The 23,411-nt window shown below is 72.5% G+C and carries 27 protein-coding genes; 12 read left to right on the forward strand and 15 right to left on the reverse strand.

What is annotated here, in order from left to right:
- Nucleotides 1-129 precede the first annotated feature (129 nt).
- The 6 genes from IE308_RS09265 (at nucleotide 130) to IE308_RS09290 (ending at nucleotide 5,975) form a co-directional block, all read left to right on the forward strand.
- Complete coding sequence (locus IE308_RS09265) at nucleotides 130-1,146, forward strand: acyl-ACP desaturase (RefSeq protein WP_190217455.1); 1,017 nt, start codon at nucleotides 130-132, stop codon at nucleotides 1,144-1,146.
- Entirely contained in the window at nucleotides 1,143-1,409 is a 267-nt protein-coding gene (locus IE308_RS09270) for an acyl carrier protein (protein ID WP_190217456.1), read from the forward strand. Before IE308_RS09265 ends, IE308_RS09270 begins: the two co-directional genes overlap by 4 nt.
- The gene (locus IE308_RS09275) at nucleotides 1,399-2,628 is read left to right on the forward strand and encodes a beta-ketoacyl-[acyl-carrier-protein] synthase family protein (protein ID WP_190217457.1); all 1,230 of its coding nucleotides are present in this window, start codon (nucleotides 1,399-1,401) and stop codon (nucleotides 2,626-2,628) included. The genes IE308_RS09270 and IE308_RS09275 overlap by 11 nt, the downstream gene beginning before the upstream one ends.
- Nucleotides 2,629-2,672: 44 nt before the next feature.
- Nucleotides 2,673-3,776: a type III polyketide synthase gene (locus IE308_RS09280; RefSeq protein WP_268256469.1), complete on the forward strand. Its 1,104-nt coding sequence runs from the start codon at nucleotides 2,673-2,675 to the stop codon at nucleotides 3,774-3,776.
- Between the two features lie 70 nt (nucleotides 3,777-3,846).
- Nucleotides 3,847-5,385, forward strand: a complete 1,539-nt coding sequence (locus IE308_RS09285) for an MFS transporter (protein WP_229908785.1) — start codon at nucleotides 3,847-3,849, stop codon at nucleotides 5,383-5,385.
- Complete coding sequence (locus tag IE308_RS09290) at nucleotides 5,382-5,975, forward strand: isoprenylcysteine carboxyl methyltransferase family protein (RefSeq protein ID WP_229908786.1); 594 nt, start codon at nucleotides 5,382-5,384, stop codon at nucleotides 5,973-5,975. Before IE308_RS09285 ends, IE308_RS09290 begins: the two co-directional genes overlap by 4 nt.
- A 143-nt stretch (nucleotides 5,976-6,118) precedes the next feature.
- Here IE308_RS09290 and IE308_RS09295 read toward each other — a convergent pair whose 3' ends face one another.
- Nucleotides 6,119-6,622, reverse strand: a complete 504-nt coding sequence (locus tag IE308_RS09295) for a hypothetical protein (protein ID WP_190217459.1) — start codon at nucleotides 6,620-6,622, stop codon at nucleotides 6,119-6,121.
- Nucleotides 6,623-6,973: 351 nt separating this feature from the next.
- Complete coding sequence (locus tag IE308_RS09300; RefSeq protein WP_190217460.1) at nucleotides 6,974-7,663, reverse strand: hypothetical protein; 690 nt, start codon at nucleotides 7,661-7,663, stop codon at nucleotides 6,974-6,976.
- Nucleotides 7,664-7,963: 300 nt separating this feature from the next.
- On the opposite strand from IE308_RS09300, the gene IE308_RS09305 reads away from it, so the two are divergent.
- The 3 genes from IE308_RS09305 (at nucleotide 7,964) to IE308_RS09315 (ending at nucleotide 9,974) form a co-directional block, all read left to right on the forward strand.
- Nucleotides 7,964-8,605, forward strand: a complete 642-nt coding sequence (locus IE308_RS09305; protein WP_190217461.1) for an SMI1/KNR4 family protein — start codon at nucleotides 7,964-7,966, stop codon at nucleotides 8,603-8,605.
- A 145-nt stretch (nucleotides 8,606-8,750) separates the two neighbouring features.
- Entirely contained in the window at nucleotides 8,751-9,206 is a 456-nt protein-coding gene (locus IE308_RS09310; protein WP_229908787.1) for an NUDIX domain-containing protein, read from the forward strand.
- A 150-nt stretch (nucleotides 9,207-9,356) separates the two neighbouring features.
- A complete protein-coding gene (locus IE308_RS09315) occupies nucleotides 9,357-9,974 on the forward strand; it encodes a hypothetical protein (protein WP_190217462.1) in 618 nt (205 codons plus the stop codon).
- A 45-nt stretch (nucleotides 9,975-10,019) separates the two neighbouring features.
- Here IE308_RS09315 and IE308_RS09320 read toward each other — a convergent pair whose 3' ends face one another.
- The 13 genes from IE308_RS09320 to paaA form a co-directional block, all read right to left on the reverse strand.
- Nucleotides 10,020-10,187: a hypothetical protein gene (locus IE308_RS09320; protein WP_190217463.1), complete on the reverse strand. Its 168-nt coding sequence runs from the start codon at nucleotides 10,185-10,187 to the stop codon at nucleotides 10,020-10,022.
- A 99-nt stretch (nucleotides 10,188-10,286) separates the two neighbouring features.
- The gene (locus IE308_RS09325; RefSeq protein WP_190217464.1) at nucleotides 10,287-11,213 is read right to left on the reverse strand and encodes a glycosyltransferase family 2 protein; all 927 of its coding nucleotides are present in this window, start codon (nucleotides 11,211-11,213) and stop codon (nucleotides 10,287-10,289) included.
- Nucleotides 11,210-11,950: a hypothetical protein gene (locus IE308_RS09330; protein WP_190217465.1), complete on the reverse strand. Its 741-nt coding sequence runs from the start codon at nucleotides 11,948-11,950 to the stop codon at nucleotides 11,210-11,212. Before IE308_RS09330 ends, IE308_RS09325 begins: the two co-directional genes overlap by 4 nt.
- Nucleotides 11,947-12,573, reverse strand: a complete 627-nt coding sequence (locus tag IE308_RS09335; protein WP_190217466.1) for a 2OG-Fe(II) oxygenase — start codon at nucleotides 12,571-12,573, stop codon at nucleotides 11,947-11,949. Before IE308_RS09335 ends, IE308_RS09330 begins: the two co-directional genes overlap by 4 nt.
- Nucleotides 12,574-12,933: 360 nt before the next feature.
- A complete protein-coding gene (locus IE308_RS09340; protein ID WP_190217467.1) occupies nucleotides 12,934-14,193 on the reverse strand; it encodes a kynureninase in 1,260 nt (419 codons plus the stop codon).
- Nucleotides 14,190-15,038 (reverse strand): alpha/beta hydrolase, encoded by an 849-nt coding sequence (locus tag IE308_RS09345; protein WP_190217468.1) that lies wholly within the window; start codon nucleotides 15,036-15,038, stop codon nucleotides 14,190-14,192. Before IE308_RS09345 ends, IE308_RS09340 begins: the two co-directional genes overlap by 4 nt.
- Entirely contained in the window at nucleotides 15,028-15,876 is an 849-nt protein-coding gene (locus tag IE308_RS09350) for a tryptophan 2,3-dioxygenase (protein ID WP_190217469.1), read from the reverse strand. The genes IE308_RS09345 and IE308_RS09350 overlap by 11 nt, the downstream gene beginning before the upstream one ends.
- Nucleotides 15,877-15,901: 25 nt before the next feature.
- Nucleotides 15,902-16,678: an SDR family oxidoreductase gene (locus IE308_RS09355; RefSeq protein ID WP_190217470.1), complete on the reverse strand. Its 777-nt coding sequence runs from the start codon at nucleotides 16,676-16,678 to the stop codon at nucleotides 15,902-15,904.
- A 29-nt stretch (nucleotides 16,679-16,707) separates the two neighbouring features.
- A complete protein-coding gene (locus tag IE308_RS09360) occupies nucleotides 16,708-17,877 on the reverse strand; it encodes a 2Fe-2S iron-sulfur cluster-binding protein (RefSeq protein WP_190217471.1) in 1,170 nt (389 codons plus the stop codon).
- A gap of 10 nt (nucleotides 17,878-17,887) precedes the next feature.
- Nucleotides 17,888-18,388, reverse strand: coding sequence for a 1,2-phenylacetyl-CoA epoxidase subunit PaaD (gene paaD, locus IE308_RS09365; RefSeq protein ID WP_229908788.1), 501 nt, complete (start codon nucleotides 18,386-18,388; stop codon nucleotides 17,888-17,890).
- 8 nt (nucleotides 18,389-18,396) lie between these two features.
- Complete coding sequence (gene paaC, locus IE308_RS09370) at nucleotides 18,397-19,170, reverse strand: 1,2-phenylacetyl-CoA epoxidase subunit PaaC (protein ID WP_190218252.1); 774 nt, start codon at nucleotides 19,168-19,170, stop codon at nucleotides 18,397-18,399.
- 25 nt (nucleotides 19,171-19,195) lie between these two features.
- Nucleotides 19,196-19,507, reverse strand: coding sequence for a 1,2-phenylacetyl-CoA epoxidase subunit PaaB (gene paaB / locus IE308_RS09375; protein ID WP_190217473.1), 312 nt, complete (start codon nucleotides 19,505-19,507; stop codon nucleotides 19,196-19,198).
- On the reverse strand, nucleotides 19,504-20,565 hold the full coding sequence (gene paaA, locus IE308_RS09380; protein ID WP_229908789.1) for a 1,2-phenylacetyl-CoA epoxidase subunit PaaA: 1,062 nt from the start codon (nucleotides 20,563-20,565) through the stop codon (nucleotides 19,504-19,506). Before paaA ends, paaB begins: the two co-directional genes overlap by 4 nt.
- Nucleotides 20,566-20,888: 323 nt before the next feature.
- On the opposite strand from paaA, the gene IE308_RS09385 reads away from it, so the two are divergent.
- From IE308_RS09385 to IE308_RS09395, 3 genes are read left to right on the forward strand one after another with little or no spacing between them, the layout of a single operon-like run.
- The gene (locus tag IE308_RS09385; RefSeq protein WP_110625900.1) at nucleotides 20,889-21,137 is read left to right on the forward strand and encodes an acyl carrier protein; all 249 of its coding nucleotides are present in this window, start codon (nucleotides 20,889-20,891) and stop codon (nucleotides 21,135-21,137) included.
- Entirely contained in the window at nucleotides 21,137-22,621 is a 1,485-nt protein-coding gene (locus IE308_RS09390) for a class I adenylate-forming enzyme family protein (protein ID WP_190217474.1), read from the forward strand. Before IE308_RS09385 ends, IE308_RS09390 begins: the two co-directional genes overlap by 1 nt.
- 19 nt (nucleotides 22,622-22,640) lie before the next feature.
- Complete coding sequence (locus tag IE308_RS09395) at nucleotides 22,641-23,402, forward strand: enterobactin synthetase (protein WP_190217475.1); 762 nt, start codon at nucleotides 22,641-22,643, stop codon at nucleotides 23,400-23,402.
- Nucleotides 23,403-23,411 lie beyond the last annotated feature (9 nt).

Raw genomic sequence — 23,411 nt, forward strand, 5'->3', positions numbered from 1 at the left:
CCCAGTGGGACATCGGCGTGGGCGGCCTTCGGACGAGTGAAAGATCGTTTCCTATCCCTTCGGCTCGCGTTCCCATGACGGGGTGCACGGAGCAGCGTGCACGGGTGAGGGCACTTCAGGGAGGAACAGATGGGAGATGGCCCCGAGGAGGACCACGTCCTGCAGGAGCTGCAGCCCTCGGTCGAACGGCTGCTGGAGCGGCATCTGGCCGCCGCGCGCGAATGGCTTCCGCACCAGTACGTGCCGTGGAGCGCGGCACACGACTTCGACGGCCCGCTGCAAGGCACGGCCTGGGCGCCGGAGCAGTCGGCACTGCCCCAGGCCGTCCGGGACGCGCTGGTCGTGAACCTCCTGACGGAGGACAACCTGCCCAGCTACCACTTCGAGATCGCCACCCGCTTCGGCCGGGACGGCGCCTGGGGGTCCTGGGTGCACCGGTGGACGGCCGAGGAGGACCGCCACGCCGCGGCCCTGCGCGCCTACGTCCACGCCCGCCGCGCCGTGGACCCCGTCGCGCTGGAGGAGTTGCGGATGCGGCATGTCGGCACCGGTTACCGGGCCGGCCTGCCGACCCTCCTGCACTCCCTGGCGTACGTCATGGTCCAGGAACTGGCGACCCGGCAGGCGCACCGCAACGCCGGAGCGGCCTGCCAGGACCCCGTCGGCGAGCAGCTGATGGCGCGGATCGCGGCGGACGAGAACCTGCACATGCTCTTCTACCGGGAACTGTTCAGTGACGCGCTCGCCCGCTTCCCCGACGCGGCCCTGACCGCCCTGGCGGACGTCCTGCACGATTTCGAGATGCCCGGCGCCGGTCTCCCCGGTTTCCGGGCGCGGGCGGCGCGGATCGCGGCAGCCGGCATCTACGGCCTGGACGTCCACCTGGAGCACGTGGTGGTCCCCCTGCTGCGCGCCCTGAAGGTGATGTCCCTGCCCGGGCTGGGACCGGCCGGCGAGCAGGCGCGGGAACGGCTGGACGCCCACACGGAGCGGCTCAGCGCACGGGCGGCCCGCGCCCGGGAGCTGTTCGACCGCATGACGACGCCTCACGAAGACCGACGACGAGAAGACCGCACGAAGACCCCTCGCGAAGACCGCTTGAAGACCCCTCGCGAAGACCCCACCGCACGGGAGGCACACGTATGACCCAGGCGTCGCCGCAGGCGCTCCCCGAACAGCTCGTCGCTTTGCTGACCCAGCACCTGGAGGTTCATGCGGATCCCGCGGACCTCACGGCGACGACCACCTTCGAGAGTCTCGGCGTGGACTCCCTGGCCCTCATGGAACTGGTGGTGGCGGCCGAGGAGGAGTTCGGGATCGTTCTGCCCGAGGACACCTTGGACCTCTCACCGGCCTCGACGCTCGCCGACGCGGCCCGCGCCTTCGCCGGCGCACGTCATGCCCGCTGAGATCGCCGTCACCGGCTTGGGCCTGGTCACCCCGGCCGGGCACACGCCCGAGGAGAACTGGGCGGCCCTGTGCCGGGGAGACTCGCTGGCCGCCCGCGATCCCGAACTCACCGGACTACCCGTCGACTTCTCCTGCCAGGTCACCGGTTTCGACCCGGTCGCCGAGCTCGGCCGTCCGCTTGCCCGCCGTGCGGACCGGTTCATCCAGTTCGCCCTGGTGGCAGCCCGCAGGGCCGTCGTCGACGCCGAGTTGGGCGCCGTCAGCGACGGAGGGCTCGGCGAGCGGGTCGGCGTCGTCCTCGGCGTCGGATCGAACTCCCTGAGCAGCTACGTCACCGAGTTCGGGCATCTCGGCGCCAACCGGCCGGAGCGGGTCTCACCGCTCGCGCTGCCGCGCAGCGTGCCGAGCATGGCCGCCGGTGAGGTCGCCATCGATCTGGGGGCGCGTGGCCCCAACTTCACGACCGCCAGCGCCTGCGCGTCGGGCACCACCGCGCTCGGCGTGGCCCGGGACCTGCTGCGGTCAGGCACCTGCGACCTCGTCCTGGCGGGCGGCAGCGAATCGGCCCGGTCGCGGATGACGGCCACCTGCTTCACCCGGATGCGCGCACTGTCCCGCCGCCGGGAGGAACCCGAGCTGGCCAGCAGGCCGTTCGACGCGCGCCGCGACGGCTTCGTCTTGGGCGAGGGTGCCGCCGTCCTCGTACTGGAACGGCTCACGGACGCGCGCGCCCGCCGCGCCCGGGTGCTGGCCGTGCTGCGCGGGTGCGCCGCCGGCGCCGACGCCCACCACCCCGTGGCCCCGCACCCGCACGGCGAGGGCGCCGCACGCGCCATCACTGCCGCTCTCCACGACGCGGACTGCCGCCCCGCGGACGTCGGGCACGTCAACGCCCACGGCACCGGCACCCCGCTCAACGACGCGGCGGAGGCCGCCGCCCTGACCCGGGTCTTCGGCGACGGGGTGCCCCCGGTCACCGCGGCCAAGGGCGTCATCGGGCACGCCCTCGGGGCTTCGGGCGCGATCCAGGCGGCCTACACGGTCCTCGCCCTGCGCCACGGGCTGGTACCCCCGGTGGCCAACTTCCAGGGACAGGACGGCGACCACAAGCTCGACATCGTGGCCGGCCGGCCACGCCCCACGGCTCTGGGGGCGGGACTCAGCTGCTCCTTCGGCTTCGGCGGCCAGAACGCGGTCCTGCTGTTCACGGCCGGATAGCCACCATCAGACGCGCACGCAATAGCGGAAAGGGCGAGAACCGAGTGTCGCCAGGTCAGAGGACGATCCAAGGGGGCTCGGAGCAGGCCGCACCCGGACCACGGGTGACGGCGATCCGCACCGCCTTACCGCCGCACCGGTTCTCCCAGGCGGAGATCATGGACGCCTTGGCGGGCACGACGCTGGGGCGGTCGGAGACCGGCCGGCTGATGCTCCGCAAGATCCAGTCCAACGCCCAGGTCGCCACCCGCCACTTCGCCCGCCCGCTCGCGGAGCTGCGCGCACTCACCGACTTCACCGACGCCAACCGGGTGTGGCTCCAGACCGCCCTGGAGTTGGGCGAACAGGTACTCACCGAGGCGCTGAAGGCGGCCGGCACCCGGCCCCGGGATGTCGACGCGGTGATCAGTACGACGGTGACCGGGGTGACGGTCCCCTCCCTCGAAGCCCGGCTTGCGCACCGGGTGGGCCTGCGCCCCGACGTCCGCCGGATCCCCCTGTTCGGCAACGGCTGCGCGGGCGGCGCCGCGGGCCTCGCCCGGCTGCGCGAATACCTCCTCGCTCACCCCGACGCCACCGCGGTGCTGCTCTCGGTCGAACTGTGCTCACTGGCCTACCAGATGCAGGACACGTCGCTGGCGAACATCGTCGCCGGCAGCCTCTTCGGGGACGGGGCGGCCGCCGTGGTGGCCACCGGAGCCCGGCGGCACCGAGACGGGCCCGAACTGGTCGACTCGCAAAGCCACCTGGTGCCCGACACCGAGGAGGCCCTCGGCTGGGACATCGGCTCGCACGGCCTGCGCATCCTGCTGGCCCCCGAGGTGCCCGCCCTCACCGCCGAGCATCTGCCGAAGGCCGTGCACGACATGCTCGGCCGGCACGCGCTCACCCCTGACGAGGTCGCCACCTGGATCGTCCACGGCGGCGGACCGAAGGTCCTCACCTCCGTGGAGCAGGCTTTCGACCTGCCGCCCGACGCCCTTGAACCGACGCGGCGGTCCCTCGCGGAGCACGGCAACCTCTCCTCCGCCTCCGTCCTGAACGTGCTGCACACCGTCATGACGACACCGCCGCCCACGGGCGCGCCCGGCCTCATCGCCGCGATGGGCCCCGGGTTCGCCATCGAACTCGTCCTCATCCGCTGGTGAAGAACACACCCCTCACACAGAACGGCCTCCACGGATGACTTCCGCACCCGCCCGCACAACCGGAGCAACGGTGGCGCTCGACCCGGCGGCACGCCGCGCGGTCCTCGCCGTCATGTGCCTCGCGCTGATGCTCGTCACCGCTTCCATGTCCGCGCTCAACCTCGCCCTGCCGGACATCGGCCTGGACCTGTCGGCCTCCTTCACCTCGCTCACCTGGATCGTCGACGCCTACACCGTGGCCCTGGCCGGCCTGGTGCTGCCGCTGGGCGCCCTGGGCGACCGGGTCGGCCGGCGGTCCGTGCTGCTCGCCGGATCCGTCGTCTTCGGCGGCGCCGCCTTCACCGCCTCGGCCGTCTCCACCACCACCGCTCTGATCCTGTGCCGCGTGGTGATGGGCCTGGGGGCCGCGATGATCATGCCGGGGACGCTGTCGACCGTCACCGCCGTCTTCCCCGCCGAGCAGCGCGCCAAGGCGGTCGCGGTCTGGTCGAGCTGCGCCGCCGCCGGGTCCATCCTCGGCCTGCTCGTCTCCGGGGCCCTGCTGGAGTGGTTCTCCTGGCGGTCCATCTTCGTGACCGGCGGGCTCGTCGCCTCCGTCACGGCCCTGGCCGTCGCCCTGCGGGCCCCCGAGTCCAAGGACACCTCCCCCGGGCGCTTCGACACTGCAGGGGCCGTCTGCACTGCGCTCGCCCCAGGCGCGCTGGTGTACGCGCTCATCGCGGGCAGCGACCAGGGCTGGCGCACCCCCCAGGTCGTCGCCGCGCTGGCCGTCGCGGTGGCGGCCGGCGGTGCCTACGTCGTCATCGGCCTGCGCACCGAGAATCCGCTGCTCGATCCGCGCCTGTTCCGCGTGCGGGAATTCTCCGCCGGCAGTGTGGCACTGACCGTTCAGTTCATGGTCCTGTTCGGGTTCTACTTCGTCGGCCTGCAGTATCTGCGGCTCGTCCTCGGTTACGGCCCGCTGCTCTCCGCCGTCGCCCTGGTACCGGTGGCCCTGGTCGTCGTACCGACCTCGCAGGCCACTCCCCTGCTCGTACGGCGCGTCGGCATGCGCGGGGTGATGATCAGCGGGCTGGCCCTGCTGGCGTCCGGGCTGTTGGCCATGTCGCTGCTCACAGCCGGCTCCGGTTACCTGCCCTTCCTAGGCAGCCTCCTGCTGGCCGGCCTCGGCCTCGGCCTGACCGGCGCCGTCGGCACCTCGGCCATCACCGGCTCGCTGCCCGCCGAGCAGCAGGGCGTGGCATCGGCCGCCAATGACGCCACCCGCGAGGTCGGCGCGTCCATCGGCATCGCGCTCATGGGTTCCGTCTTCGGCAGCCGCTACCGGTCCTCCCTCACCGCGGACCTCGACGGGCTCCCCGAGCAGGCAGCCGACGCGGTACGCCGCTCCCCGGTGGGCGGCCTGTATGTCGCGGACCTCCTGGGCCCGCGGGGCACGGCGCTCGCCCAGGACGTCCGCGACGCGTTCATGAGCGGCATGTCCGGGGCGGTCATCGCCGTGGCCGTCGTTACCGCTGCTGCGATCTGCTTCCTCGGACTGGGGGCGAGGACGTCCCGGAAACCCGCCTCCCACCGCGGGAGCGAGCAGCCCGGAGAAGTGCCGCAGTGACACTGCCCGGCAGCGTTGCCGTCCCCCTCGGCGCTCTGGTCCTGGTGGGTTCCGTGTGCTGCGTGCGCCTGGTCGAGCTGTGCGTGGCCCGACGCAACACCCGCTGGGCCGCCGCGCACGGCGGTGTGGAGTACGGGCGCCGGTCCTACCCGGTCGTCATCTTCCTGCACACCTGCCTGCTCCTGGGCATCCTCCTCGAAGTGGCCATCGCCCACCGCCCGTTCGTCCCGGTGCTCGGCTGGACGGCGGTGGCCGTCCTGGTGTTGGTGCAGGCCGTGCGGGGGTGGTGCATGCACGCGCTCGGTCCACGCTGGAACACCCGGATCATCGTCATCCCGGGTCTCCCACCTGTCCACCACGGCCCGTACCGCTATCTGCGCCATCCCAACTACACCGCCGTGGTGCTGGAGGGCGCCGCCCTGCCGATGGTGCACACCGCCTGGCTGACGGCCCTCCTGTTCACCTCGGCCAACACCGTCTTCCTCACCTACTGGACCCGGCTGGAGGAACGGGCCCTGCGGCTCAACGCCGGCAGCGGCGGTTCGCTCAGGAGCGCCAGGTCCGAAACCACTGGACTCGTTGACACGTGACCCGTTGACCACTACCAACCCACGGGCGCCCGACGGTCCTGCGCCCCGTCCACGTTCTGGGGCGCCCTCGCCGGAGTGCCCGAGTGGCGCGTTCCGGCGCCGGGGCCGGGGGCTGCCCGGCACGCCGTCGGCGGGGGCTCGGCTCACCGGGGCTCAGCGATCTGCTCCTCCTCCACGTAACGGCCCTCGCCCACCATGAACCGCCACACGAGGGCGTGGCCCAGGACCACCAGGACGATCAGCATCAGAGCCTCGGCCTGGATAGGGCGCAGCCCCAGATGGCCGGCGAGTTCGGGGAACGCGCCGACGACCGCGATCAGCGCGTACAGCAGGGCGGCAGCGCCCTGGTGCCGGGCGACGAAGCCGTCGCCGCGGGTGCGGGCCAGCAGCCGAAGGGTGCACGCGCAGCCGACCACGGCCAGCACGATGAAGGCCGCCCGCCAGATCTGCGGCTGCCTGGCACCGCCGACCTGGGCGAAAAGGCCCATCACAGCGGGCAGCAGGAAGGACAGGTAGACCCCTGCGACGACACGGCGCTGGGCAGGGTCGCACATCCAGTCGTCATGCTTTTGGACGACGTTCCACCACAGGCCGACCAAGGTGAAGCAGGTCGTGGAGAAAAGGGCGTAAAAGGTGGCGATGTTCATGGACGACGAGGATCGCAGCGCTGACGCCCCCGCCGCGCGTCACACGCCCGGTACCCGCCGGAACGGACTAGAGACCAGGCGCGCGGGCCCGAAACGACCGCCCCCTCGTGCCGAACGCGCCGCATCGCTGTACTCGACACCGCATGAAGGGGCCCTTGCGGCATGGGGGCGTCCTGACGCGCGACTCACATGGATCCTCGCTGGTGCTGGGTCTCGTCATGGAAGATCGGACGCAGAGCTGACATCGAGGACGGGCGGCGCCGCAGCGGCCCAGGGGTCGATCGCTGCGGCGGCCGGTCGGATGCCGGGAGTCAGCCCGGATCCGTCAGGGCCAGGTCGGCCCCGTCGACGTCAGGGAGTGAACTCCTCGTCCAGTCGGTCGATCGCCCCGTGGGCGCCCAGGTGGTACTTGAACACCAGTCCGCTGTTGGGGTGGGCCTCCAGCCAGTCGAGGAACTCCTGCACACCGATGTGCTGGTTCTCGGAGCCGGCCACGATGGGGTTGGTGACAGTGATGTACGCCGCCTGGTCCATGGGCATGTAGGTCTCCTTGCCCACGGTCTCGAAGGGCGCGCCGTCCGAGTCCTTGGGGGCGCAGCCCCAGTTGCCGTACTTGACGATGAGGCTCAGGAAGCCGCCTTCGGGTGTGTAGCGGTAGACCGCGACCTCGTCGGGGGAGATCGGCATCTTGTGGTCGCAGCCGTCGTCGGCGGCCGTGGCGGAGGCGAGCGGTTTGCCGGGCGCCGGTGTCGAGGCGACGGGCTTGGGAGCTGTGGACGGCGAGGCGCCGCCGCCGGCGTCGGCGGGCTTGGACGCGGGCGGGGCCGCGGGCTTGGCACCGGCCGTGGGGGATGCGGTACCCGGGGCGCTGCCGGCCGCGGTGGCCGTCGGAGTCGTCCCGTCGGGGGAGGCGGCCTTCGAAGTCCCGTCTCCATTACAGGCCGTGAGCAGCAGCGCAAGCAGGGCAGTCGACGCGCTGATCACGGTCGTACGGAGAAGGGTGCCGGGTCTGTGCCGGTCGGACTTCGCGGAGGTCGTCATGTCGGTCCTGTCTCGTGAGTGGAACTGGTGCAGTCGGCGGTGACTGTCTCAGGCACAAACGATTTCCGGCCAATCCGCGGTTGCCACCGTCACCGTGCCGTTGCCCTGTCGTGACACAGCCCGCGATGTTCCTCTCCCGGACCCGGCGCAATCCCCACCGTCGCCGCGGGCGGGGGGTGCACTGCCTGGACGGCCAGCAGGACTTACACGTCCGAGGTGCGTTAGGAGCCTGTGTCCGAAGGCTGGCGTAGCCCGTACCACGGCACCTCGCTTGTCAGACCCGCCGTCTAGGGTCTGCCCATGACATCGACGGATCTTGTTGCGTTCGATCTGGCGTGGGACCGCTTGGAATCGTGGCTCGCGTCTCATTCACCCGCGGATCACGCTGCCCTTCGGCCGCCGGCAGAGGCTGCTGAGATCGCCGAGCTGGAGGACCACCTCGGCTTTGCGCTTCATCCCGAACTCAGGAGACTGCTGGAGCGGCGCAACGGTGTCGTCGAGCCTGAGCAAAGCAGTGGGTCTGGTCACGGAGTCTTTCCGGCCGGAGGCATCCTTCCTCTGGGGCATCGGCTCATCTCCACCGTCGATGTCGCGGAGATGCACAAGATTCTCGTGGACGTCAGTGAGGACAACGTTGAAGCTGAGCTGTGGGATGAAGAGGATCTCGCCGGTCACCTCCACCAATGTGTGCCCTTCGCCGTGCCGAACGACGGAGGATTCGCGTTCGTCGACCATCGGCCGGGACCCACCTACGGACACGTGTTTGAGATGGGCATCGGCTCAGGCGACCTGGAGGGCACCCTCTGGGGCTCACATCTGACCGAGTTCGTCGGCGCCATCTCGCATGCCCTGGAGACCGGCGCCCCGTTCAAGAACTACTGGCCCACCACCTTCGAGCACTCCTCAGGCCGGACCTGCGTGGAATGGGAAATACGTGCGTAGGCCGGTGACGAGCCGGGCTCCCGGCCGGTCTCGTCGTTGAGCGGTAGCTGGTGAAGCAACCCAGCGGTGTCGGAAGAGCAGCGTGGACTCGGTCGTGATGGCGTTAGGGTTCCGTCTGTCACCGGTGCAGGGAGGGACGGGGCCTGTGAACATCCAGGTGAGGACCCGCATTTCGGCGTATGCAATCGCCGTGGAAGATGATCGGCTGCTGTTGGCCCGCTTGTCGGACGCTTCGCCGGTTTTCACGCCGGGCTTGTGGCATTTGCCCGGTGGCGGGATCGATCCTGGTGAGCAGCCCGTTGAAGCGCTGACTCGTGAACTCTTGGAAGAGACGGGCCTTGAGCTGGTCGGGGCTCGCCTGCTGGACGCGCGGACGTACTCGGCCCAGAGGAACGGCATCAGCTGGAGCCTGACAGCACTGTTCTACGCTGCGTCTCTCAAGGGAAGGGCTCCGACGGTGACTGAAGTCGATGGTTCCACCGAGGCCGCAGTATGGGTCCCCCTGAGCGACGTACGGGACACCGCAGTCCTGTCACCGCCGGCTGCCGACGCCATGCACATGCTGGACAGCTCGAAGGCGATGTCCACAGCCACTCGTTGAGGACCGCGATCAGCACCGTCGCCTCGAAGCAGACGGGTCGGCTGGACGCTGCTCCCACCACAGAAGCGCCTGGTCAGGCAGCTCACGTATGCGTAGGTCGTGGATCCGATGCGGACGAAAGCATTTGACGGCATCGGGAGAATGCCTGGCATGGGTACAGACATAAGCGGCTTCCTTGAGTATCGGGTGCCGCAGGGCGACCAGGAGCCGGGCTGGTACTGCGCACACGACCTCACCTCTCTGAACGATGTTCGTAACTACGACGCGTTCGGCTGCCTCTTCGGGGTCCGCAACTACGCGAACTTCCGTCCCCTGGCGGCAGGCCGGGGGTTTCCCACCGATGCCTCGGCCACCGTGAGCGCGCGGTTCGCCCAGCTGACGGAGTGGTACGGCGAAAACGGCCTTCATGGCACCACGTGGATCACGTGGGCCGAGGTGAAGGCCGTCGACTGGGACGAGCCCGCAGAGAAGCCCGACAGCCGGCTCCACCAATACCGCCAGACGTCGAGCGGGCTCAGGATGACGGGCAAGGCGTCCTGGAGTGGCGCCTTCGCCCAGGCGGTCGGTCTCAGCGCCGGCGAGGTTCGGGAGTGGCCCGAAGGAAGTGAGTGGCTCGTCGGAGAAACGCTCTACAAATCAGTCACCATCTGCCGCAGAGATGCCGTCACCGACACCGGCGAGTGGCGACCCGTCTGGAAAGCGATGAGACAGCTCGCAGAACAGCACGGTGACGACAACGTGCGACTCGTCGTGTGGTTCGACGACTGAGCAGACCACTGCCGCAGCACATCACCGCTGAACGCCCCGTCCGGATCATCTCGCGGACCAGATGAAGATGGCTGCGATATGGAGTCCGGCGCCGGCGAGGTAGATGGTGGCGGTCTTGTCGTAGCGGGTGGTCAGGCCGGGCCATTGGATCCAGCGCGCCCTGCGCTGCGTCCACGCCTGCACGGCGGAGGCCGCCGCCCGCCTCGCGGGCACCCCGGACGCCGATCCGGCGCCGCGCCTGGCCGAACTCTTGGTCTGAACGACTGCTGCGGAGGATGACCGTTCGTGTCGCCGGCCTGCGCCGGACGGGCGTCAGCGCCAGTCGCCGAACCTCTCGAAGTACGCCTCCACCGGCCGCACACTGATCGCCTCGACGGCGGCACGCTGGGCCTCCCAGTCGCCGGTGAACGCTTCGACCAGCACCTCTGCAGCCCTCGTCGTACCGATCACCTTGCGCAGGCACTCCTCGCGGCGGGCACCGTCGAAGTGGACGAGCGCGACCCGCGCCAGGTTGTAGGCGCGGCTCGTACCGGTCAGGCGGTACGGCGGATGGGGGCGGAAGCGGTGTGCCAGCCGTGCCCCCGGTACGGCCAGCACGTCGAGCCCCGCACGCCATGCCCGGATGCTGAAGTCCACGTCTTCGAGGCCGAGTTCGCGGAAGGCGCCGAAGCCGCCCAGCCTGTGGAACGTCGCCCGGCGTACCACGAGGCAGCCGCCCGGGGCCAGGGGCACGGCGTATGGGGCGGTACCGCCGGGTTCGGGAGGCAGCCAGCGCACCCGCAGGTGGGCGTCGATCAGTCGCGCGCCGCAGCCCGCCGACGTGCCGGCGGCGTCGTACACCGTGGGTGCGAGGACGGCGTCCGGCCCGGCGTCCAGGGCCGACCGCAGGTGTGCCAGGCAGGTCCGCTCAAGCCGGCAGTGTGCGTCGAGGAACATCAGGTGCGTACCTCGGGCGAGCCGGGCGCCCGCGTTGCGGGCCGTAGCGACGCCGCTGCGCCGGACGCGGTGCACGACGACGCCGCGGGCCCGCCACCGCGCCCCTTCCAACAGGGCGCAGCTGGCGTCCGTGCCGCCGTCGTCGACGACGATCGTCTCGTCGGGGACGACGGATCCGCCGTACACCGACTCGATGGTCGCATGCAGTTCGGCGCCCTCGTCCAGCGTCGAGATGACCAGCGACACCGTCGACGCCCGTGTCCCGTGCAGCGCCTGGCCGGGCGAGGACGTCGTACGGCTCATGTCAGCGGTGGCCCGGGAGTGCCGGGCGGGACGCCCGCGGGCGGCAGCGTGGCGACGACGTCGATCAGGCCCGGGAGGAGGGCCGCATGCCTGAGCGAGTCCTGCAGGTAGGCCGTGAGTCCGGCGGTGAGCGCGAAGTGGTAGGAACTCAGCCGGTCGAGCTCCCCGCCGTCCAGGCTCAGGGACAGGAGGTCGCCGACCCGGAGTGCCCCCAGGCCCAGCGTGTCGAGGACCGTCTGCGGCGAGGCCGCGAACTCCAGGTAGTCGGCGAAGTCGGTGGACGAATGGAAGTCCGCCTCGGCGAAGCCGGCGCGAGTCAGGGCGTGCTCGAGTGCCCGGTCGCCCTGGCGCACCAGATAGTCCGCCGACGAGACGTCCGCCTCGAGCAGGTACTCGAGCAGCGATTTCGTCAGGGCGCCGACGAGACCCAGGTTGGTGGCGTTCCTCCGATCCGTCAGGACCGGGGTGAGGTGGGCCCGGCCCTCGGTTCCGATCATGGCGATGCCCACCGCCTCGATCGTCTGTGACCCGATCCCCTTGGGCGGCCATGGCCGCTCCGTCACGGCCAGCGCCAGGACGAGAGCCTGCGCGGACAGCAGCGGTTCCAGGACCTCGGTGAAGAGGTACGGGTAGCCGTTGCGGCGGCAGAACGCCGCCAGCGCGGTCCGCGTCTGTGGGTCGGTGTCACGGGACACGGCCATCCGGACCGACTCGTTGGCGGAGGAGTGGTAGGTCATCGCGGGCCTCCGAGAGCGGGGGAACTGGCACTGGACATCCACCCGGCGACTGCGTACCGCGTGCCGTCCAGCACGGTCGCGACCTCGTGCATCAGTGAGGAGCGGAACAGCAGCAGCATCCCCGGCTCGGGCACGACGACCACCCGGCGGTCGCGCAGCCGGGGGTCGGTCTCGTAGATGGTGAGCGCGCCGCCGTCGAACGCCGGCAGGGCCCCGTTGGCGCGGCGGCCGTTGAGGTACAGCAACAGCGACCAGCGGTGGGCGGCGAGCCGGGGCGGATCCTTCTTGTGGTTGGCGACGTCGCGGTGTGCGCGGAAGTAGCTGCCCTTCTCGTACGACATGAAGTACGGGCCGTAGAGGAAGTCCGCGTCCGATTCGAACGCCGCGCGATGGTCGTCGAAGTAGGACGCCATGCGCTCGCCGATGCGCCGCTTGTCGTCCTCGGGGTAGTGGTGGTCGAAGCAGTGGCGCAGCGAGGAGTCGAGGAGCGATTCGCCGGCGCGGACGACCTGGGCCGGTTCACGGGGCGACTCGTCCATGGCCCGGATGACGCCGGCGCACTCGTCGGCCGAGAGGAAGCCCGGGACCGACGCCACGTTCTGCGTCCTGAACTGGGGTCGCATGAGTACTGACGCCTCCCGGTGGGGTACGTCGCTTGGGGTGCGTCCAGACTCCTGCAGCCGGTCCCGGCCTTCGGGGACCGGCACGCCGGAATAGCCCGCACGGCGGTATGAGGGGGGCGGGCGTCGTCCCGCTCAGCCCGGCCAGTGCCTTTGCAGCGCCAGTACCCAGGGAGGCCTGGTGGTGGCCGAGTGCCTGGGTGGTGGGCTGCCGGCGGCAGCGACCGGCGCCGACCTCATGGGCGTCGAGTCCGACCAGGGGAAAGCCCTCTTCCTCCAACTCGACTACCGGCCCTCCTGCTGACGAGGCTCGCGGGAAACCGAGGCACCGGGCTGGTGCCCCGCACCCCGGTCGAGGTTCGCTCACGTCACCGGTCCCGTGGCCGGGGGCGCGGGGTCGTAGGCGGCGTCGCGGGTGAGGGTGTGCAGGTGCTGGGCCGCTGTGAGGAGGTCCTGGTGGGTGGTGAAGAGGGCGTTGACGCCGAAGCGGAGGAGGTCGGGGGCGCGCATGTCGGCGAGCACCCCCTGCGCGGCGAGGGCGGCGACCAGGCCGCGGGCGTGCGGGTGGCGCAGGGTGACCTGGCTGGCGCGGCGGGCCGGGTCGCCCGGGGTGACGGGGGTGAAGCCGAGGGGGGTCAGGAGTGTCTCCGCGCAGGTGAGGAAGAAGCCGGTCAGGGACAGGCTCTTGGCGCGGACGTCGGCGAGGTCGACGCCGTCGAAGGCGGTGAGGGCCGCTTCGAGGGCGAGCAGGGACAGGATCGGCGGGGTGCCGATGCGGGCGCGGGCGATGCCGGGGGCGGGTGCGTAGCCGGGGGTCAGGGCGAAGGGGTCGGCGTGACCGGTCCAGCCGGGCAGCGGCGTCTGCAGCGCGGGGTGGTGGCGTTGCGCCACGTAGAGGAAGGCGGGGGCGCCCGGGCCGCCGGAGAGGAACTTGTAGCCGCAGCCCACCGCCAGGTCCACGCCGATCGCATCGACGTCGAGGGGCAGGGCACCGGCCGCGTGGCACAGGTCCCACAGCGCGAGGGCCCCGGCCTCGTGGACCGCGGCGGTCAGCGCCCGCATGTCGTACAGCTCCCCGGTGCGGAAGTCGACGGGCGAGTAGCTGACGACGGCGACCCGGTGGCCCTCGGCGGCGAGGAAGCGCGGGAGATCCGCCGGCGGCACCCGGCGTACCTCCAGATCACGGCGGCCGGCGACCGCGTCGGCGAGATAGCGGTCGGTGGGGAAGTGTCCGGGGTCGGTGACCAGCAGCGGACGGTCCGGGCGCAGCGCGGCTGCGGCGTCGAGCGCGGTGAACAGCTGCACGCTGGTGGAGTCGCCCGCGACCGTCTGGCCGGGTGCGGCCCCGATGAGCGCGCCGATGGTGTCCCCGATCCGCAGAGGCGCCTCCCACCAGCCGTTGTCGTTCCAGGAGCCGATGAGGCCGGTGCCCCACTGGCGGCGCACCACGTCGTCCAGGGCGGCGGGGACGGCGGCGGGAAGCGGACCGAGGGAGTTGCCGTCGAGGTAGACGACGTCCGGCGGGAGAAGGAAGCGGGCGCGCAGAGGGGCCAGGGGGTCGTCGGTGTCGAGCTGGGCGGCTCGTTCACGCAGCTCGGCGGGGGCGGGCGGTGCGGTGGTCATGGGTGTGCGGCCTCCTGGCCCGCTGTGTGGGGGTTCTCCGGGGGGAAGTGGGCGGTCATGTCCCGGAGGGTGCCGGCGACCGCGCGGGCGCCGGGCGCGTCCGGTTCGATGAGGGTGTAGTGGCCGGTGCCGGGCAGGACGACCGTGGTGAGGTCGCGGTGGACGGCCGCGTAGTCGCCGAACTGGGTGAGCGGGACCTCCTCGTCGGCGGCGCCGTGCAGCAGCACGGTGGGGACTCCGGTGGTGCCCGCGTCGCGCAGCAGGGTGAGCGGGTCGACCTCCGGCAGCCGCTCGGCGAAGTGCCGTTCACCACCGAGGAGTTGGAGGGCGGCGTCGTTGCTGAGGCGGTCGCGGCGGGTGGCGGTGAGGTCGGTGATCGGAGCGAGGGCGAGGACGCTCGTGGGCAGGGTGCGGGTGTGCCAGCGGGAACCGGGCGGCAGCAGTCCCCGGGCGGCGCACCACAGGGCCAGGTGGCCGCCGGAGCAGTGGCCCGCCAGGACGTAGGGCCGCCCCTGGGGAAGGGTGTCGACGATGCGGGCCACGTCGTCGAAGGTCTCGGGGTAGCCGCCCGCCCCGCCGGAGCGGCGGAAGCCGGGCAGTAGCACCTCGAAGCCCTGCCGGGACAACCAGGCCGCGAACGGGGTCAGGTGCATGCGGTCGTAGCGCCAGTAACCGCCGTGCAGCAGGACGACCAGCGGGGCGTCGGGGTCCTCGCACGGCCAGGCGTCGTACGACTGGTGGGGGTGGTCGCCGTAGCGGCCGCGCACCGGTGCCAGGACCGGCTTCAGGCTCAGGACCCGCCGTTCCTCCTCGGCGGCGAAGGCGGAGATGACCCTAGACGTCACCGCGCACCTCCCACAGTTCGGGGAAGACCGGGCGGGCCGCCCGCTCCTCCAGCCACGCCAGGCCGGCCGAACCGGCGCTGCCGGGTTTGGCGCCCATGGCGCGGCGGACGACCAGGACGTGGTCGAAGCGCCAGCGGGTGACGAGTTCGGCGATGTCGGTGAGCAGTTCCCCGAGCGCCAGGTGGGGATGGTGCTGGGGTCCGGCGTAGATCTGCCTCCACGCCTCGGTCACCCCGGGGTCAGCCGTGTACGGGCTGGCCATGTCCCGTTCGAGGACGTGGCGCGGGACGGGCAGGCCCTGCCGGTGGAGGTGGGCCAGTACCTCGTCGTACAGGGACGGTTCGCGGTAGGTCTCGGCGAGCGCCTCGTGGACGGCCGGGTCGCCGCGGTGGGCGCGCAGCAGGGCGGCGGACTTGTCGCCGAGGAGGAACTCCATGTGCCGGTACATCGCAGACTGGAACCCCGACGCCTTACCGAAGGCGGCTCTGAAGCCGTTGAACTGGGCGGGTGTCAGCGCGGCGATGGGCGTCCAGGCGCCGTTCAGGGCGGTCAGCGCGCGGCGGCTGCGCGTCAGGCCGTCCAGGGCCGCGGGGAGGTCGTCCTTGGCGAAGGCCACCCGTGCCGTGCGCCACTCGTGCACGATCAGGGTGAACCACAGTTCCATCACCTGGCTGGTGACGAGGAAGCCCATCTCGTCCGGGGCCTCGGTCAGGGGGTGCTGGAGGGAGTTGAGGACGGACGCGTGGACGTAGGTGTCGTACGGGCTGGCGCCGGTGAAGGGCCGGGTCAGGGCGTCGTCCGTCACCGGATCGCCGAGGGTGGACGTGCGGTCGTTCATCGCATCTCCTAAGGGTGCGGAGGGGTCACACACCGAGGTGGGCGCCGCCGGAGGCGTCGATCCACTGGCCGGTCACCCAGCGGGCGTCGTCGCTCGCGACGAAGGAGACGACGTCGGCGATGTCCACGGGGTCGCCGAGCCGGCCGAACACGGATGCCTCGGAGTAGCGGCGGCGGATCCCCGGGACGGCGAGGGTGGGGTTGATCTCGGTCTCGGTGTAGCCGGGTGCGACGGCGTTGACGGTGATGCCCCGCGGGCCCAGTTCCTGGGCCAGGGAAAGGGTCAGGTAGTCGAGGGCGGCCTTGGTCATGGTGTAGGAGACGATCGCCGGGAAGGCGACGCGGGTGGCGACGGAGGAGATGTTGATGATCCGGCCGCCGTCGCGCAGGCGGCCCAGACCGCGCTGGATGACGAAGAAGGGTGCCTTGGTATTGATCGCGAAGACGCGGTCGTAGTCGGCCTCGGTCACCTGGGCGAGCGGGCGGGGCAGGGTGATGCCCGCGTTGTTGACGAGGATGTCCAGGCCCGCCGGGGCGTCGTGCTCCGCCAGGGCCGCGTCGAAGGCGGACCACAGGGTGTCGGCGTCGCCCGGGACGCCGAATTCGGCGTGCACGCAGAAGGCGCGGCCGCCGTCGGCCTGGATCTCCTTGACGGTCCGCTCGGCGGCCGTTTGGTCGTGGCCGTAGTGGACCGCCACCAGGGCACCCTCGCGGGCAAGGCGGCGGCTGATGGCTCTGCCGATGCCCCGGCTGCCTCCGGTGACCAGGGCGGTCCTGCCCTCGTGGCGGGCGGTGGCGGTCATCGTTGGGTCTCCTTCGCGAGGGGGTCGGGTCAGGCGTCGAAGTCGAGGGTGAGCTCGGGGGTACGCGGCCGGGCGCGGCAGACGAGGGTGTAGCCGGCGGCCCGCTCCCGTGCGTCGAGGGCGTGTTGTCGGTCGGCCGCGACCTGCCCGGACAGGACCCTGGCGCGGCAGCTGCCGCACACCCCCTCACGGCAGGCGTACGGCACGTCGGGGTGGGCGCGCAGCAGGGCGTCGAGGAGGAACGGGTCGTGCGGCTGGACGGTGGCGGTACGGCGGCGGCCGTCGAGCAGGGCGGTGACCCGGGCCTCTCCCCCACCGGGTGCGGGCGAGGCCGACTCCGGTGCCGGTCCCCGCGCGGGCGGGGGTGAGGCCGGTTGCAGTGCCGTCGGTTCCGGTGACCGCGCAGTCGTGTCGCCGGCCGTGAACAGTTCCCAGCACACGCGCGTCGGGTCCGCGCCCGTCTCCGCCAGGACCCGCCGCGCGGTGTCGACGAGCCCGGGCGGTCCGCACAGGGCGTAGGCGGTGTCCGGGCCGGGGCGGGCGTCCAGCGCCGCCAGCAGCCGGCGCAGGCCGGCCGCGTCGAGCCGTCCCGCGAGCGGGCCGCCCCTGTTCCCCCGGTCCTCCCGGGTCAGCACGAGCAGCTCGGTGAAGCGGTCGACGAACTCGTCCTTCAGCTCGGCCAGTTCGTCGGCCAGCAGGGCGTCGGCGGCGGTGCGCGCCGAGTGGACGAGGGTGACGCGGCAGGCCGGGTCCCGGCGCAGCGCGTGGGCGGCCATCGGGGCCAGCGGGGTGATGCCGGTGCCCCCCGCGAGGAGGACGTGGTGGGCGCCGGGCAGGTCCGGCAGGGCGAAGGCGCCGGTGGGCGCGGAGAGTTCGAGGTGGTCGCCGGGGGTGAGGCGGGTGGCGGCGTAGGTTCCGAAGCCGTCGGGGCTGCCCCGCCCGATCACCAGGCGGAGGGTCGTAGGGGCGTAGGGGGGTGGGCAGAGCGAGTAGCAGCGGCGGAGTTCGCCGCCGCCCTGGCGGTGCCGGACGATGACGTGCTGCCCCGGGCGGTGGGTGAAGTCCTGGCGCAGGGCGGCGGGCACGTGCAAGGTGACGGCCACCGTGTCGGCGGTGAGGTGGCGTACCTCGGTGACGCGGAGCCGGTGCCAGCGGGTGCGGGGGGTTGCGGCGGGCGGGGCGGGGGCGGCGGTGTTCACGGGGTGTGCCTCACAGCGCGGTCAGGTGGGGGAAGGGCTCGCGGCACGCTGTGCACCACAGCACCGACTGGCAGCGGGAGGGCCCGAAGTCGCTGTGCGGGCGGGTGGCCCGTGAGCCGCAGTGCGGGCAGGGCACCTCGCCGAGACCGACGGTGACCGGCGTGCCGGCAGCCGGGGAGACGGGCGGGGCGATGCCGTGCGCTGCGAGCCTGCGCCGGCCCTCGGGGGTGATGCGGTCGGTCGTCCAGGGCAGCGTGAGGACCTGGCGGACCCGGCCGTCGGGGTGGCCGCAGGCGGTCAGGACCTCCCGTACGGCGGCGGTGATCTCGGGCAGCGCGGGGCAGCCCAGGTAGGTGGGGGTGATCTCCACCTCCAGTACGCCGTCGTCGGCCGGGGCGACGGTACCGACCACGCCGAGGTCACCGAGGCCGATCACCGGCAGCTCCGGGTCCGGGAGGGCCGCCACCCGTTCCCGTACCTCGTCGGCAGCGCGGCGGGGGGTCTCGGGCACGGTCCCGCTCACCAGGTGCCCCCGGGGAACTGCCGCCGTACCGACTGAAGTTCGGCGATGAGCGGCCCGAACTCCTCGGTGTGCAGCCCCGCGCGGCCTCCCGTGGCCGACCAGGCGGGTCCGGGCACGGTGAGCCCGGCCCGGGTGACGACCTCGGTCACCCGCCCGAGCCATGTCTCACGCAGCGGTGCCGGGGAGGGCACCCTGCCGGAGGCGGCGAGGCGGCGCAGCCCCTCGTCCTCCTCGAAGAGTTCGGCGGTGTACGGCCACACCCGTTCCAGGCCGTCCCGCATCCGGCGGGCGCTCTCCTCGGTGCCGCGGCCCAGCGTCACCGTCCAGCGGTCGGCGTGCAGCCGGTGGTAGGCGACCTCCTTCGCGGCGCGGGCGCCGAACCCGGCGAGGTCGGGGTCCGGGCAGTGCGCCAGGCTGCCGTAGTAGAGGACGGCGTAATGGCTGTACACCAGCTGGCGGGCCACGGTCACCGCGAAGTCCCCGTTGGGGAGTTCGGTCAGCAGCACGTTGGTGAACTCACGGTCGGTACGGCCGTAGGCGAGGTCGTCCTCGGTGCGGCCGGTGCCGTCGAGCCGTCCGGCGCGGGTGAGCAGGGCACGGGCGTGGCCGATCAGGTCCAGGGCGATGTTGGACAGCGCGAGGTCCTCGTCGATGGTCGGCGCGCGGGTGATCCACTGGCACAGTCGCTGGCCGAGGACGAGCGCGTCGTCGCCGAGGCGCAGCAGGTGCCGGGCCAGGTCGGGGTCCGCGGCCGGCGGTCCGCCCGGCAGGGGGTGCGGGCGCGCCGCCGGGGCGTCACTGGTGATGCTCACCTTCGGGGCCTTCCTCGGTCAGGGGCGCGAAGTGCTCGGGATAGCGGTAGGGCTTGTGGCGGGCGCCGGCGAAGTACGGGTCGCGTTCGTCCGGGGAGGCCGTGTGCACGGCGTCGGAGCGGACCACCCATACCGACAGCGGGTCGCCCCGGCGCGTGTAGAGGTCGCGGGCGGCGGCCAGCGCCGCGTCGGGGCCGGTCGCGCGCACCGATCCGACGTGCTGGTGGGCCAGGCCCCGGCGGGCCCGCACGAAGACCTCCCAGGACGCCGGTGCGCCCTCCCGTGTCGGGCTCATGCGTCGTCTCCCCGCGGCGCGTCCTCGGCCGGGGCGTACGCGGAAGCGGCGTGCGTGGCGGCGGCGTACGCGGACGCGGTGGCGGCGTACGCGGACGCGGCCTCGCGGACCCAGGCGCCGTCCTCGTGCGCGGCCCGGCGGTGCGCGATGCGCTGCCGCGCCCAGTGGGTGTCCTCGCCGAGGGCCCGGCGGTAGGTGTCCCAGTCGACCGGGGTGAAGTCGTAGTGCCCGCGTTCCTCGTTCCAGCGGATCGCCGGGTCGGGCAGCACCAGGCCGAGGCGTTCGGCCTGCGGGACGCAGCTGTCGACGAAGCGCTGGCGCAGCTCGTCGTTGGTGTGGCGCTTGACGCCCCAGGCCATCGCACGGCGGGAGACCTGCGCGCCCAGCGCGGCGGTCCGCACGTCGGCGCCGCCCGCCTCGGTGTCGGGCGGCCCGAACATCAGCGCCACGGCCGGCAGCCACCACCGGTCGACCGCGTCCTGGGCCATGGCCTTCTGCTCGGGCGTCCCCTCGCACAACGCGCGCATCAGGTCGTATCCCTGCCGGACGTGGAACGCCTCTTCCTGGCAGACGCGGCGCATCGCCCGGGCGTAGGGCCCGTAGGAAGTGCGGCACAGGGGCGCCTGGTTGATGACGGCGGCACCGTCTGTCAGCCATGCGATGGCGCCGGTGTCGGCCCAGGTGAGCGCGGGGTGGTTGAAGGTGGCGGAGGCGCGCTGCTGCCCGCGGTGCAGGGCGTCCAGCAGGTCGGCGCGGTCCACGCCGAGCGTCTCGGCGGCGGAGTACAGGTACAGGCCGTGGCCGGCCTCGTCCTGGACCTTGGCGATGAGGACCGACTTGCGGTGCAGGGATGGGGCGCGGGTGAGCCAGGCGCCCTCCGGCTGCATGCCGATGATCTCGGAGTGGGCGTGCTGGGCGATCTGGCGGACCAGCATGCGGCGGTATCCGTCGGGCATCCAGTCGCGCGGTTCGATCGTCTCACCGGCGGCGATCAGCGCGTCGAAGTGCGCGAGCAGGTCGCCCTCGTCGGCGGCGGAGGTGGTGGTCGGCGCGGTCACCGGGCACCGCCCGGGTGTCCGGTGACCGCCGCTGTGGTGCCGTGGTGCGGGCACCGTGCCCGGGTGCGGACCCGTACCGGCTGCCTGGGCACGCGCATCACTCCTTCGGTTCGGGCCGCCCGCGCGGGGCCGGGCGGAGCGGGTGGCTTCGTTGCGGTAAGAGGTGCCGAGCGGGGCCCGGCTATCCCCGCGGCGCGAGATCGCGGCGCGTGACAAAGCTCACGGGCGGACCGGTGGAGTGCGGCCCGGCCCCGCCCGCCTCTTCAGGGGGTGACAGTCGTACACCGCACGGCGGCCGGCACGCCGGAGCGAAAGGGGAAACCATGAGCACCATCAGGGAGTTGCTGGTCGAACTGACCGGTACGGCCGAGTACGCCGACCAGGTCGGCGACGACGTCGACCTGGCCGCGAGCGGCATCGACTCCGGGGATCTGGTGCGTCTCGTGCTGCTCGTCGAGCAGCGGCTCGGCGTGGAGATCACCGCCGACGACATGGAGGGGCTGCGCACGATCGCCGACTACGAGCGTTTCGTGGCCGAGCGCACGGTCGCCGGCGCGAGCGGCGGTGCGTGATGTGGCTGACCCAGCTGCTCGAACGCAACCGCCAGTGCTGGCCCGACCGGACCGCCCTGGTCGACGAGGAACGCAGTGTCACCTGGGCGGAGTTCCACGACCGTACGCTGGAACTGGCCCGGGGTCTGGCCGGGTTGGGCATCGAGCGGGGTGATCGGGTCGCCGTGCTCGCCAAGGACCGGATCGAGGTCCTGGAGAGCTACTTCGCGCTGGCCCGGCTCGGCGCGCTGTTCGTGCCGCTGAACCACAGCCTGGCCGGGCCCGAGGTCGCCGGGATCATGGAACGGGTCGGCGCGGTGGCCGTCATCGGGGAGTCGGAGCTGCTGGACCGGCACCCCGAGCTGCCCGCGTCGGTGCGGATGCGGCTGGCGCTGGACGAGCCGGCCTTCGCGGCGCTGGGCTCGCCGGCCGGGGCGCGGGACCTGCCGCAGGTCGCCGACACCGATCCGATCGCCGTCCTGCACACCTCGGCGACCACCGGGCAGGCGAAGGGCGTGACCGTCGACAGCGGGTCCTTCCGCGCGATCGCCCTGGGCTGGCTGGTGATGGCCCGGCCCACCGACGGCATCGTGATGGTCAACTGCTGTCCGCTGTACCACGGCAGCATGGTCGTGTCCCTGACCTATCTCGCGGCCGGTGCCACGGTCGTGCTGATGCCCGGCTTCACCCCGCAGCGGGCCCTGTCAGCGGTGGAGCGGCACCGGGCCACGCACATGTGGCTGGTGCCGCAGATGCTGCGCTTCATGCTCCAGGCCAAGGGCTCCCACCACACCGACCTGTCCTCCCTGCGGGAGATCCTGTACGGCGCGGCCCCCATGCCGCTCGACGTGTACGCCGACGCGGTACGGCGGCTCGGCTGCGGCTTCCGGCAGGTGTACGGCATGACCGAGGTGGGCGGCCCCTTCGTCACGCTCGGTCCCGACGAGCACCCCGCCCCCGGCGACGTCACCGCACGCATCCCCTGCGGCCGGGTCATCCCGGGCATGTCCGCCCGCGCGGTGGACGAGGCCGGCCGGCAGGTGCCGCCCGGCGAGATCGGCGAGATCGTGGTGCGCGGACCCGGCGTCATGCAGGGCTACTGGAACGACCCGGAGGCCACCGCCGAGATCACCCTCGACGGGTGGACCAGGACGGGCGACCTCGGCTTCGTCGACGACGAGGGCCGCATCAGCCTCGTGGACCGCACCAAGGACGTCATCATCCGCGCGGGCCAGAACGTCTACCCCTCGGAGATCGAGCGCGCCCTGATGACCCACGCCGCGGTGCGGGACGCGGCCGTCGTCGGGATGCCCGACGAGGACTACGGCGAGGTGCCGCTGGCGTACGTCGCCCTGGAGGCGGGCGCGGAGGCGGACGCGCGGGCCCTGCTCGCGCATGTCGCGAAGCTGCTCGCGCCGTACAAGCGCCCTCGGCGGGTGGAGTTCATCGAGCAGGTGCCGCGCAACCCCGCCGGAAAGATCGTCAAGAAGCTGCTGCGGGTGTGAGCGCGAGCGGAGGGCGTCGATGACCGCACGCCCCTTGCGGACCGGGCCGATCGGGACGGGAACGTCGCGGTCGGCCCGTGACGGCTGGCCGGTGGGCGGCGAGACCGCGTGGGCGGTGTGCGGTCAGGTGGCAGCGCTGCGGCCCTCGCTGGCCGCCGCCGGGCTGGGGCTGGGCATCGCGGCCGTCTGCGAGCCGGAGCCGGAACCGGCCGGGCCCGCCGAGGCCGCCGCCGCGGCGCCGATGCCGCCGCCGCGCCGACTGGAGTTCCTGGCCGGTCGGCGGGCCGCCCGGCGGGCGCTGCGCGCGGTGGGGCTGGAGTGCGGGGAGATCCCCCGGTCCGGGCGGCTGCCGGTGTTCCCGCCGGGCCGGGCGGCGTCGATCTCGCACAGTGCCGGGATCGCCGTCGCAGTGGCGCGTGCCCCGGACCGGGACCTGCCGCTCGGCTGCGACCTGGAACTGCGTCCCCTGCCCCGCGGCGCGACCCGCCTGGTGCTGCGCGCGGACGAGGAGGCGCTGCTCGGGGCGGGTCCGGCGGGCTGGTCGGTGACGGAGCTGTTCTCCGCCAAGGAGGCCGCCTGGAAGGCCCTGGCCGGCGGGCCGGGCGGCGGGCGCCGGGCCGGAGCCGTGGGGAGCCTGCGCGACCTGCGGGCCGGCCCCGACGGGGACTGTCTGCGCGTCGGGCTGCGCGCGGAACCCGCACGCGTGGTGCGGGTGCGGGTGGTGCGCGTCGGGGCGGGCGTGTTCAGCTGCGTCGTCGGCCGGGTCGACGGCCCCGAATGAACGGGTCCC

Source organism: Streptomyces griseosporeus (assembly GCF_014656055.1).
Taxonomy (GTDB): Bacteria; Actinomycetota; Actinomycetes; order Streptomycetales; family Streptomycetaceae; genus Streptomyces; species Streptomyces griseosporeus.

Bases quoted from the DNA above. Each gene is read 5' to 3' on its own strand.
- IE308_RS09335 (WP_190217466.1), bottom strand. From the start codon at position 12,573: ATGCGACCCCAGTTCAGGACGCAGAACGTGGCGTCGGTCCCGGGCTTC.
- IE308_RS09315 (WP_190217462.1), top strand. From the start codon at position 9,357: ATGGGTACAGACATAAGCGGCTTCCTTGAGTATCGGGTGCCGCAGGGC.
- IE308_RS09295 (WP_190217459.1), bottom strand. From the start codon at position 6,622: ATGAACATCGCCACCTTTTACGCCCTTTTCTCCACGACCTGCTTCACC.
- IE308_RS09270 (WP_190217456.1), top strand. From the start codon at position 1,143: ATGACCCAGGCGTCGCCGCAGGCGCTCCCCGAACAGCTCGTCGCTTTG.
- IE308_RS09330 (WP_190217465.1), bottom strand. From the start codon at position 11,950: ATGACCTACCACTCCTCCGCCAACGAGTCGGTCCGGATGGCCGTGTCC.
- IE308_RS09385 (WP_110625900.1), top strand. From the start codon at position 20,889: ATGAGCACCATCAGGGAGTTGCTGGTCGAACTGACCGGTACGGCCGAG.
- paaB (WP_190217473.1), bottom strand. From the start codon at position 19,507: ATGAGCCCGACACGGGAGGGCGCACCGGCGTCCTGGGAGGTCTTCGTG.
- IE308_RS09355 (WP_190217470.1), bottom strand. From the start codon at position 16,678: ATGACCGCCACCGCCCGCCACGAGGGCAGGACCGCCCTGGTCACCGGA.
- IE308_RS09325 (WP_190217464.1), bottom strand. From the start codon at position 11,213: ATGAGCCGTACGACGTCCTCGCCCGGCCAGGCGCTGCACGGGACACGG.
- IE308_RS09305 (WP_190217461.1), top strand. From the start codon at position 7,964: ATGACATCGACGGATCTTGTTGCGTTCGATCTGGCGTGGGACCGCTTG.
- IE308_RS09395 (WP_190217475.1), top strand. From the start codon at position 22,641: ATGACCGCACGCCCCTTGCGGACCGGGCCGATCGGGACGGGAACGTCG.
- IE308_RS09300 (WP_190217460.1), bottom strand. From the start codon at position 7,663: ATGACGACCTCCGCGAAGTCCGACCGGCACAGACCCGGCACCCTTCTC.
- IE308_RS09275 (WP_190217457.1), top strand. From the start codon at position 1,399: ATGCCCGCTGAGATCGCCGTCACCGGCTTGGGCCTGGTCACCCCGGCC.
- IE308_RS09340 (WP_190217467.1), bottom strand. From the start codon at position 14,193: ATGACCACCGCACCGCCCGCCCCCGCCGAGCTGCGTGAACGAGCCGCC.
- IE308_RS09265 (WP_190217455.1), top strand. From the start codon at position 130: ATGGGAGATGGCCCCGAGGAGGACCACGTCCTGCAGGAGCTGCAGCCC.
- IE308_RS09350 (WP_190217469.1), bottom strand. From the start codon at position 15,876: ATGAACGACCGCACGTCCACCCTCGGCGATCCGGTGACGGACGACGCC.
- IE308_RS09390 (WP_190217474.1), top strand. From the start codon at position 21,137: ATGTGGCTGACCCAGCTGCTCGAACGCAACCGCCAGTGCTGGCCCGAC.